General features: G+C 74.8%; 6 protein-coding genes. 1 reads left to right on the top strand and 5 read right to left on the bottom strand.

The features are described from left to right. Positions 1 to 7: 7 nt before the first annotated feature. From J5Y09_RS09630 to J5Y09_RS09650, 5 genes are all read right to left on the bottom strand, one after another. On the bottom strand, positions 8 to 2,539 hold the full coding sequence (locus tag J5Y09_RS09630; RefSeq protein WP_209351541.1) for a DNA translocase FtsK: 2,532 nt from the start codon (positions 2,537 to 2,539) through the stop codon (positions 8 to 10). A 121-nt stretch (positions 2,540 to 2,660) separates the two neighbouring features. Then, complete coding sequence (locus J5Y09_RS09635; RefSeq protein ID WP_209351542.1) at positions 2,661 to 3,485, bottom strand: hypothetical protein; 825 nt, start codon at positions 3,483 to 3,485, stop codon at positions 2,661 to 2,663. After that, positions 3,482 to 4,954 carry a hypothetical protein gene (locus tag J5Y09_RS09640; RefSeq protein ID WP_209351543.1) on the bottom strand — a complete coding sequence of 491 codons (1,473 nt, stop codon included), beginning with the start codon at positions 4,952 to 4,954 and terminating at the stop codon, positions 3,482 to 3,484. The genes J5Y09_RS09635 and J5Y09_RS09640 overlap by 4 nt, the downstream gene beginning before the upstream one ends. Positions 4,955 to 5,067: 113 nt before the next feature. Further along, complete coding sequence (locus tag J5Y09_RS09645) at positions 5,068 to 5,499, bottom strand: OmpA family protein (protein ID WP_209351544.1); 432 nt, start codon at positions 5,497 to 5,499, stop codon at positions 5,068 to 5,070. Further along, a complete protein-coding gene (locus tag J5Y09_RS09650; RefSeq protein WP_209351545.1) occupies positions 5,496 to 6,710 on the bottom strand; it encodes a cupin domain-containing protein in 1,215 nt (404 codons plus the stop codon). The genes J5Y09_RS09645 and J5Y09_RS09650 overlap by 4 nt, the downstream gene beginning before the upstream one ends. Before the next feature lie 120 nt (positions 6,711 to 6,830). On the opposite strand from J5Y09_RS09650, the gene J5Y09_RS09655 reads away from it, so the two are divergent. Then, on the top strand, positions 6,831 to 11,225 hold a 4,395-nt coding region (locus tag J5Y09_RS09655; protein ID WP_209351546.1), incomplete at its 3' end, for an NAD-glutamate dehydrogenase.

Here is an 11,225-nt window from a genome sequence, read left to right on the forward strand (position 1 = left end):
CCCCGCGTCAGTCCCGCGGCCCGGGTGCCAGCACCTCGCGCTTGCCGACATGGTTGGCCGGTCCCACCACGCCTTCCTTCTCCATCTGCTCGATCAGCTTGGCCGCGCGGTTGTAGCCGATGTTGAGATGGCGCTGGACGAAGGAGGTGCTGGCCTTGCCTTCGCGCGTCACCAGCGCGACCGCCTGGTCGTACAGCGAGGCCTCGCCATCGGTGTTGCCGCCGAGCATGCCGGGGATCGCGCCGCCGTCGTCATCCTCGGCCTCGGTCACTTCCTCGATGTACTGAGGCTCGCCCTGGCTGCGCAGGAATTCGACCACGCGCTCGACTTCCGTGTCGCTCACGAAGGGGCCGTGCACGCGGGCGAGCCGCCCGCCGCCCGGCATGTGCAGCATGTCGCCCTGGCCGAGCAGCTGCTCCGCGCCCTGCTCGCCGAGGATGGTGCGGCTGTCGATCTTGGAGGTGACCTGGAAGGAGATGCGGGTCGGGAAGTTCGCCTTGATCGTGCCGGTGATGACATCGACCGACGGCCGCTGCGTCGCCATGATCACGTGAATGCCCGCCGCGCGCGCCATCTGCGCGAGCCGCTGTACCGCGGCCTCGATCTCCTTGCCGGCGACGATCATCAGGTCCGCCATCTCGTCGATGACCACGACGATCATGGGCAGCGGCTCGAGCGCGAGCGGCTGCTCCTCGAAGGTCGGCTTGCCGGTCTCGGGGTCGAAGCCGGTCTGGACCTTGCGCGTCAGCACTTCCCCGCGCGCGCGGGCGGCGGCCACCTTTTCGTTGTAGCCGCCGATGTTGCGCACGCCGAGCTGCGACATGGCGCGGTAGCGGCGCTCCATCTCCCGCACCGTCCACTTCAGCGCGCCGATCGCCTTGGGCGGTTCCGTCACCACGGGGGCGAGCAGATGCGGGATGCGGTCATAGACCGACAGTTCCAGCATCTTCGGGTCGATCATGATGAAGCGGCACTCGTCGGGGCCGAAGCGGTAGAGCAGGGACAGGATCATGGTGTTGATCCCGACCGACTTGCCCGACCCCGTGGTGCCCGCGATCAGCAGATGCGGCATGCGGGCGAGGTCGGCGATCACCGGCGCGCCGCCGATGTCCTTGCCGAGCGCGAGCGGCAGACGCCCCTGGTTCCGGTGCCAGGATTCGTCGACGAACATCTCGCTCAGATAGACCGTCTCCCGCTTCGCGTTCGGCATCTCGATGCCGATCACGTTGCGGCCCGGCACGGTCGCGATGCGCACCGCGATCACCGACATGGACCGCGCGATGTCGTCGGCCAGGCCGATGACGCGCGATGACTTGGTCCCCGGCGCCGGTTCGAGTTCGTACAACGTCACCACCGGGCCGGGCCGGATCTCCGCGATCCGCCCGCGCACGCCGTAGTCCTCGAGCACGCTTTCGAGCAGCCGCGCATTGGCCTGCAGCGATTCCTCCGAAGGCCGCCCGGTGCGGCGCGCCGGCGCTTCCGTCAGCAGGTCGAGCGGCGGCAGCCGCCACTGCCCCTCGCCGAGGTCGAGCGCGCGCTGTTCCGCCACGCGGCGCGGCCGGTCCTGCGCCCGGTCCTGCACCTTGCTGCGCGGGACGAGGCGCGGCTTGGCCTCGGGCTCGGTGCCGCGGCGGACGTCGCCATCCTCCCCCGGCAGGGGCGCGGGCGGGGCGGCGGGGCTGGGCGGCACGGCGGAGGCGGCTTCCTCGGCGGCGCGCAGCATGGCGCCGAGCGGCACGTCGGTCGGCTCGCGCCGGAAGCGCGCCGCGGCTTCCCGGCCCATGCGGCTGAAGGGGGAGGCGAGGCGCGCGAAAAGTCCCGGGCGCGGCGGGCGGGGCGCTTCCGGCGCGTCCGGCCGGCGCAGCGCGGCCGCGCCGCTGCGCGCGGCCCCCACCGCGACCTGACCCGCGCCGACGGCCGCGCGGCCGGCGCCGCGCCATTCGCCCACCGTCAGCCCGCAGGCGATGAAGGCCGACCCGACGGCCGCGACCATCACGAAGGCATACCCCGCCATGGCGCCGGCCGGGCCGAACAGGCCGCCCAGCCCATCGACGACGAAGCCGGAGACGAGCGGGCCCGCGACGCCGCCGGCCCCCGCCGCGACCGGCAGGTCGGGCGGCACCGGCATCAGCGACAGCGCCGCGGCGCCCAGCGGCAGCGCCGCCAGCAGCCCGACCAGCCTGGCCGCGAAGGTGCCGAGGCCGCGATGCGTCGCCAGCCGGAACGCCCAGGCGAGCAGCGCGAGGGAAGGCAGCACGGCGGCGAAGCCGACGGATTGCAGCAGGACGTCCGAGACGATCGCCCCCACCGGCCCCGCCAGGTTCCGCGTCGGCCCGGCGCTTGCCGTGTTCAGCGAGGGATCGGCCGGGTCATGGCTGCCGAGCGCGATGAGCAGCCCCACCGCCGCCAGCGCGACGAGCACGCCGGCCAGTTCCATCAGCCGCCGCCGCAGCACCGCGCGCACGGCGGCCGAGGCGAAGCGGCCCGGCGCGGCTGCGTCGGAAGCGCGGGACTCGTTGGTCAGGGCAGCACGGGGCATGTCGGGCGTCGAGTTCAGGTTGCGGATGAACCATACCGCAAACACCCTTGTCGGCGCAGCGTTTACCTGCGCCGGGCGCCCCTTCGCCCGGACGCTGTGGTCAGCCGGTCACGCCCCGGCCCTATTCGCCGGCCAGCCGCTCGATCAGGGCGCGCAGCATCCCCGCGCCTTCGGACAGCGCCTCGATCGCCACCGGCCGCCCTTCGCCGCCGCCGGTCGCGGCCGGCCAGGCGGTGCGGTCGCGCCCGAGCTCGGCGGCGGACAGCCGGCCGTCGCCGTCGAAATCCAGGCTTTCGACCAGCAGCCGCGCCGCCGCGGCGGCCGCGACGCCGCCGAGGCCGGCCGCGACGGCCAGCCCTTCCGGCGGGCTGTCCTGCAGCGCCGCGAGCGCCCAGGCGGCGCCGCGCAGCAGTCGGGCGATCTCGGCCACGCCGAGCAGCCGGTCGCCCGAGACATCCCCTTCCGCGACCAGCGCGGCGATGCAGGCCTCGGTCCCCGCGCCCTGGCAGGCGCCTTCCAGCCGCTCGAGCGTGGCGAGGAAGGCGAGCCCTTCCCCGTGCAGCAGCAGCAGCGAGGCCGGCGGCGTGGCGCAGCGCGTCCAGCGCAGCAATTCGGTCTCGCCGGGCAGCCTGTCGTCGCGCAGCTTGGCGTCGGGCTCGGCGGTTTCCAGCGCGTCCCCGGCGGCGCGCAGCATGATGCGCGGCGCTTCCGCCCCGCCGCCCGTGCCGATCGTCCAGCCTTCCTGCACGCGCAGGGTGCGGAAGCGGAGCAGCCGGGCCGCGCCTTCGGCCGGCAGCCGCAGCGCGCCGCGGGCCGAGACCTGAAGCACCGCCTCCGGCGCGGCGCAGGCGCCCCGCACCCAGGCGCCGCGCAGCGGCTCGGGCACGCCCTGCGCGTGCGCGGGAAGGGCGGCGAGCGCCAGAAGAAGGATCAGGAGACGCATCATCGCAGCACCACCTCGACGCCGGCGCACAGATCCGCCGCCGGCAGGCGGAGTTCCCGCCCGTCGCGGAACACGGCGGTCAGGTCGGCGCGGCATTCCGTGCCCTCGGGCGGGGCGAAGTCGAGCGTCTCCCCCACCCCCAGCACGGTCCGGCCGAGCCGGTCCGCGCCGCGCGGCGCGCCGGGCGGGTCGGCGTAGAGCTCGGCGACCGGCACCTCTGCCGCGTTGCGCAGGCGCACGCTGCCGGGGCGCGGGCCGGTCTCCTGCGCCTCGCCCTCATCCAGCCGGTCGGCCAGCGTCCAGCCGGGGCGCAGCACGATGACCGAGACCTCGCAGAGGTTGATCGCGGCGCGTTCCTCGGCCGCGCGGCGCTCCTCGAAGACGATGCGCAGGTCGGCCTCGCATTCGCGCAGCCGGGCGCCGATCTCGATGCGCCGGCCGCGCGGCAGCACTTCCTCGCCCAGCCGGTCGGGGCCCCAATCCTCCTCGGCGCTGCCGGACAGGTAGACCTCCTGGATCGTCGCGCCGTGGCGGTTGACGAGGGTGACGCGGCGTTCCGGCGGGCGGGGCGCGCCCGATCCGTCGAAGGCGAGTTCGCGCACGGCGCAGAGGTCGACGCCGCGCTTCACCTCCTCCGCATCGTCCTCGTAGACCGCGCGGATGTCCCACAGGCAGGCGGCGCCGCGCAGCCGCAGCGTCACGCTCGCGCCCTGTTCCAGCATGTCGTTGCCCAGCCGGTCAGGTCCCCAGGCCCCGGGGGCGCGGGTCGAGGCATAGAGCTCCCGGATCGTCCGGTCGGCGGCGTTCGTCACGCGCGCCTCCCGCCGCGGCGCGTTGGGGTCGCCGAAGGTCACGCGCGGCTCGCGGCAGAGGTTGAGCGCTTCCCGCACCTCCTCCTCCCCGTCCTCGAACACCGCGGTCACGTCGAAGATGCAGTCCCGCGTACGGCCCATGCGGACGCGGAATTCCCGCCCCGCCGGCACGACGTTCTCGCCAAGCCGGTCGGGGCCGCGGCCGGCGGCGCCGGGCGGCGCGGCGAAGACCTGCAGCAGGATCATGTCCGTCTCGTTGCGGATGGTCGCTTCCCGCAGCGGGATGGACGGGTCGCCGAACTGCACGCGGCGGGCTTCGCAGATGTTCTGGCGGCGCCGTTCCTCCGTGCCGTCCTGGAAGATGGCGCGGAATTCCAGCGTGCAGGTGGCCGAGGTGACGCGGGCGCGGAAATTTCCCCGGTCCGGCACGGTGTCCGCGCCCAGCAGGTCGGGGCCGAAGCTCTCCGCGCCGGGCGGGGCGGCATAGACCTCCCGCAGCGTCTGGCCGGACTGGTTGACGATGGTGACCTCGCGTTCCCGTGGCGCGGGCTGCTGCTGCGGGGCGGGCTGTGCGGCGCGCGGCGGCGCGGCCTGCTGCGCGATGGCGGCGAGGGGTGCCAGGGCGAGGCCGGCGGCCATCGCCAGGTACGACAGGCGCATGAAGGGCCCTTCGGGGGGAAACGCGGGTGCAAGATGAAACCGCAGCATGGCGGCCCGCGCGCGCGCTTCGCAAGCGCCGCCACGACACGGTCGGCGTGAAAAGCGCGCCCGGGTCAGGGCGCGGGCAGCACCACGATGCTGACGGTGCGGGAGGGCGGCTCGGCGGCGCGGACGCGGGGGCTGAACTGGGCGCTGCGCGCTTCCGCCCGCAGCCGGTCCGGGGCGATGCCGCGCGCGGCGAGCGCGTTGGCGACCGCGCGCGCGCGCTCGGCGGCGAGGCGGATGGACGTCGTCGCCCCGCCTTCCTGCCCCGCATGGCCGAGCAGGCAGGCGACGCGGGCCGGGTCGGCGCGCAGCGCTTCCTCCGCCGCGGCCAGCGGCGTGCGCGCTGCGTCGCCCAGCGCCGCGGAACCGCGCGCGAAGGGAATGGCGAAGACATCCTCCTCCAGCTGCTCGGCGCCCACGCAGGCGAAGCCGGGCGCCTGCGCCGCCGCGCCGGGCGCGAGGGCGAGCGGCAGGAGGAGCAGGGGGAGAAGGCGCCTCATGCCGCGGCGAGCAGCCCGGCCGCCGCGAGGCGCTCGATCAGCGCGCCGGCGTCGAGCGCGGGCCAGGCCGCGCGCAGCTCCGCCTCGGCGACCGCCGGGCGGGCGAGGATCCAGGCCGCGGCCTCGATCTCCGGCATCGACATCGCGATCACCCCGGCCTCGGTCTTCAGCCCGAATTCGTTGCCGCGGCGCACCGGCCGGGCCGTGCCCACCACACGGAAGCGCGCGCCGCCCGCGGGCGCGGCGGCCGCTGCCGGCGCACCGGCGCGCGCGGCCTGCAGGTCGTAGCCGCCGCGCTCGAAGCGATGGTCGCGCACGAAGGCCGACAGCACCTCGAGCACCTTGGGATCCCGCGCGAGGTCGGACAGCCGTGCGCCGATCGCGGCCAGGCGCTGCGCCAGCGCCTCCCGCGCCGCGGGGCTGCCGTCCTGCCGCGGCAGGGGCTGGCGGAACAGCGCGTCGTACAGCGCGCGCTCGGTCAGCACGTTGAGCGCATCCATGCCGAGCGGCGCGTGCACGCCATAGGCGATGTGGACGGAATCCGGCGCCTCGGCCAGCGCGTCGTGGTACCAGCCGCGCGGCAGGTACAGCAGGTCGCCCTTGCGGACGACGACCTTCTCCCGCAGCCGGCCCTTCGCCTCGTCGTGCTGCGCCTGGGTCTGGCCGCGGAAGATGGGATGGGCGATCGGCCATTCCGCGCGGCCTTCCCAGATGTTCCAGGCCTTCTCGCCTTCCACCTGCACCGCCCAGACATCGTGGGTGTCGTAGTGGGAATGGAAGGCCTTGTGCGACTGGAAGGAGATGTAGACGTTGGCCTGCGCCTTGCCGAGGCCGGCATCCTCCAGCGCGCGGGACACGGCGGCGAGCCCCGGCGTCAGGCTGTCCACGTCGTTCATCACGACGGACGCGCCGCGCGCCACCCATTCCTGCACCTTCGCCGCGACCGGCTGCAGCACCGGGGCGCCGTCGCGCGACGTGGCCTTGGCGCTGTACTGGACCGGCGGCACGGGAACGCTGTCCATCACGACGCGCAGGCTTTTCTCCGACCAGACATGCGTCATGCCCAGCAGCGCGTCGATGCCGGCCCAGTCGAGCACGGCGGCGAACTTCGCCGCCCCGCCCGGCACGTGCAGGGGCTGGCGGTCGAAGTATTCGGCGAAGAAGCGCTCCGGCGTCACCGGGGCGAGAAGGTCCTGCAACGTCATCTTCATGCGGCAAGTCTAGACTCCTTCCGCGGCCGTCGTCAGCGCCCGGCGCAGGATGCTGGACGATGGCGGCCGCCCCGGCGCAGGCTCGTCCCGCGGCGGCAAGACCCGACGGAGGAGACGAGCATGGCGGACGACACGCGCGCCCCGGTCGACACGGCGCGGCAGGAGGTGCTGCGCGCGGCGGCCGAGGCGCTGGCCCGCATCGCGCCCGGCCTGCCGGGGGATGCCGGGCGGCTGCTCGCCGCGCTGCATGCCGGCGTGCCGACCCTGGAACTGGCCGGCGAGCCGCCCGAGGCGCTGGCCGCCGCCGCCGCCAGCCTGTTCTCCTTCGCGGCCGAGCGCCCGGCCGGGACGGCCAAGGTGCGCGTCCTGCCCGCCGGCCCGGGCACCGGGGCGCGCGCGGTCGCCGAGATCGTCACCGACGACATGCCCTTCCTCGTCGATTCCGTGCTTGCCGCGCTGGCGCTGCACGGGCGCGCGGTGGCGAGCCTGCTGCACCCGATCCTGCGCGTCCGCCGCGACGTCGCCGGGCGGCTGCTGGCGATCGAGCCGGATGCGCCTTCGCGCGAGAGCATGATGCGCGTGACCCTCGGCCCCGCCGCGCCGGTGCTGTCGGGCATGGGCGGCCGGGCGCCGGAGGGGCTCGAGGCTCTGGAGGCGGCGATCGCCCGCGCCATGGCCGATGTGCGCGCCGCGACCGGCGCCTTCCCCGCCATGCTCGCCCTGCTGCGCGGCGCGGAGGCGGAAGTCACGGCCGTCGGCGGCGCGGAGGGGGAGGAAGCGGCCGCCTTCCTCCGCTGGCTCGCCGAGGACAATTTCGTGCTGCTCGGCCATCGCCGCTTCGGCGCGGCGGAAGGCGCGGCGATCGAGATGGTGGCGGCGGAGAATCTCGGCCTGCTCGCCGACCCCGCCATCCCGGTCTTCGACGCGCTGCGGGACCTCTCGGCCGTGCCGCCCGCGGTGCGCGCGGCGCTGTCGGCGGCGATGCCGCTGTCCGTCGCCAAGGCGAACATGCGATCGACCGTGCATCGCCCGCAGCATGCGGACGTGGTCGCGACGCGCATCTTCGACGCCGAAGGGCGCGTGGTGGGCGGGCGCATCTTCCTCGGCCTGTTTGCCGCGTCGGCCTACAACCGCAACCCGCGCTCCATCCCCTTCCTGCGCCGCAAATGCGAGAGCATCCTCGCCATGGCGGGCGTCGAGGTGGACAGCCATGACGGGCGCGCGCTGCGCAACATCCTCGACACCTGGCCGCGCGACGAGCTGTTCCAGGCGCCGGAGGCGGAGATCCTCGCCGGCGCGCGCCGCGCGCTCGACCTGACGATCCGCCCGCGCGCGGCGCTGATGATCCGCCGCGACCCCTTCGAGCGCTTCGTCTCCGCCATCGCCTGGCTGCCGCGCGACACCTTCGACACAAGGCTGCGCGAGCGCGCCGGGCAGATGGTGGCGCGCGCCTTCGGCGGGCGGCTGTCCGCGTTCTACATCGCGCTCGGCGACGCGCCGCTGGCGCGCGTGCACTACATCGTCGCGACCACGCCCGGCGCGGTGCCGGCGGTCGACGAACGCGCGCTGGAAGCCGCGCTCGCCCAGGCCGCGCGAGGCTTCGGGGAAAGGCTGTCCGAGGCGCTGGCCGCCGCGCATGGCGAAGCGGAAGCCGCGCGGCACCTCGCGCGCTGGCGCGATGCCTTCCCCGCCGCCTACCGGGAAGGGGCCACGGCGGCGCAGGGCGTGGCGGACCTGTGGCTGGCCGAACGCGCCATCGCGGCGGGCCGGCCGCGCGCGGACCTGGCGCGCGCGCCGGGCGACGGGCCGCGGATGCTGACGCTGCGGCTGGCCAATCCGGGCGGGCCGCTGGCGCTGGCGGATGCGCTGCCGCTGTTCGAGAGCCTCGACCTGCGCGCCATCGAGGAACAGCCGCACCATCTTTCGCCCGCCGGCGGGCCGGAGGTGGCGCTGCACGTCTATCGCCTGGAAGCCGGCGCGGACTGCCCCGACGACCGGTTCGACGACATCCTCGGCGCGCTCGGCGCGCTGCTGGACGGGCAGGCCGAGGCCGACGGCTTCAACCGCCTGGTGCTGCGCGCGGGCCTGTCCTGGCGGGAAGCCTGGCTGCTGCGCGCGATGTTCCGCTGGCTGAAGCAGGTGGGCCTGCCCTTCGCCCAGGCCAGCGTGGAGGCCGCGCTCGCCGCGCATCCCGAAGCCGCAGCGCTGCTGGTCGCGATCTTCCGCGCCCGCTTCGACCCGGACGCCGCGGACCGCGGGGAGGAGAAGCTGGCCGCCGCCTGGACCATGCTCCTCGACGCGGTGGAGAACCCGGACGAGGACCGCATCCTGTCCCGCCTGCGCACGGTGCTCGAGGCGATGCTGCGGACCAACTACTTCCAGGGGAAGGACTACCTCGCCTTCAAGCTGGACAGCGCGCGCGCCGGCGACATGCCCGCGCCGCGGCCCTGGCGGGAGATCTTCGTCCATTCCCCGCGCATGGAAGGCTGCCACCTGCGCGGCGGGCCGGTCGCGCGGGGGGGGATCCGCTGGTCCGACCGGCGGGAGGATTTCCGCACCGAGATCCTGGGCCTGATGAAGGCGCAGATCCTCAAGAACGTCATCATCGTGCCGACCGGTGCCAAGGGCGGCTTCGTGCTGAAGCACCCGCCGCCGGCCTCGGACCGGGAGGCGTTCCAGGCCGAGGGCATCGCCTGCTACCGCGTGCTGGTGCGCGGCATGCTCGACCTTGCCGACAACTACCGCGGCACGGAGGTGATCACGCCGCCGGGCATCGTCCGGCGCGACGGGGACGACCCCTACATCGTCGCGGCCGCGGACAAGGGCACGGCGACCTTCAGCGACATCGCCAACGGGCTGTCCGCCGAATACGGCTTCTGGCTGGGCGACGCCTTCGCCTCCGGCGGGTCGGCGGGCTACGACCACAAGGGCATGGGCATCACCGCGCGCGGCGCCTGGGTGATGATCGACCGGCATTTCCGGGAAGTGCTCGGCCGTTCCGTGCAGGACGCGCCCTTCGACATGGCGGGCGTGGGCGACATGTCGGGCGACGTGTTCGGCAACGGGCTGCTGGTGTCGAAGCAGTCGCGGCTGCGCGCCGCCTTCGACCACCGGCACATCTTCCTCGACCCCGATCCGGACCCGGCCGCGTCCCACGCCGAGCGGGAGAGGCTGTTCCGCCTGCCGCGTTCCTCCTGGGCCGACTACGAGGCGCGGCTGATCAGCGAGGGCGGCGGCGTCTTCCCCCGCAACGCCAAGACCCTGCCGCTCTCCCCGCAGGCGCGGGCGATGCTCGGCATCGCGGCCGAGCGCGCGGAGCCCGCCGAGATCATGCGCGCCATCCTGCGCATGGAGGTCGACCTGCTCTATTTCGGCGGCATCGGCACCTATGTGAAGGCGAGCGCTGAATCCCAGGCCGAGGCCGGGGACCGCGCCAACGACCCGATCCGCATCGACGGGAGGGAGATCCGCGCGCGCATCGTCGGCGAGGGCGCCAATCTCGGCGTGACCCAGGCCGGGCGGATCGAGGCGGCGCGCCAGGGCATCCGCATCAACACCGACGCGCTCGACAACTCGGCCGGCGTCAGCACCTCCGACCACGAGGTGAACATCAAGATCCTGCTCGCGGATGCCGAGGCCGAGGGCGTGATGACGCGCCGCGCGCGCGACGAATTGCTGCGCGCGATGACGGACGAGGTCGCGGGCCTGGTGCTGCGCGACAACGACCTGCAGTCGCTGGCCGTGACGCTCGAGCAGATGGGCGGCGCCGAGGCGCTGCCGGCCCAGGCCGCGCTGATGGAGCGGCTGGAACGCGAAGGGCTGCTCGACCGCGCGGTGGCCGGGCTGCCTGATGCCGCGACCATGGCCCGGCGCATCGGCGCGGGAGAGGCGCTGACGCGGCCGGAGATCGCCGCGCTGCTGCCCTTCGCCAAGCTGTGGCTGACCGACGCGCTGGCGGATTCCCACCTGCCGGAGGAGCCCGCGCTGCTGCCGGCGCTGATGGCCTATTTCCCCGCCCCGCTGCAGCGCGACCAGGCGCGCTTCATCGCGCGGCACCGGCTGCGGCGGGAACTGGTCGCGACCATCGTCACCAACGCGGTCGCCAACCGGCTGGGCTGCGCGGCGCTGGCGCGGCTGACGATGGATGCGGACCCGGTCGCGGCCTGCCGCGCGGCGCTGCTCGCCAGCGAGGCCTTCGGGCTGGAAGCCGCCTTCGACGCGCTGGACGATGCGCCCGCGCCGGCCGAGGCGCGGCTGACCGCGCAGCTCGCCCTGCGGCGGTTGCAGGAGGCGGCGGCGCAGGAACTGCTCGCTGCGCCCGCGCAGCCCATGGCCGACGCGCTGGCGATGCTGCGGCCGGGCATCGCGGCGCTGGCGGCGTCGCTCGCCGCGCCCGTCGCGGTGGACGGGCTGCCGGCCGAGGCGGCCGCGCTCGCCGCCGCCGCGCCGCGCCTGGCGGCCGCCCCGGCCGTGGTGCGGTTGGCCACGCGGGCGGGCGTGGATGCCGCGCGCGCC

The organism is Roseomonas nitratireducens, from assembly GCF_017813355.1.
In the GTDB taxonomy this organism is placed as follows: Bacteria; Pseudomonadota; Alphaproteobacteria; order Acetobacterales; family Acetobacteraceae; genus Neoroseomonas; species Neoroseomonas nitratireducens.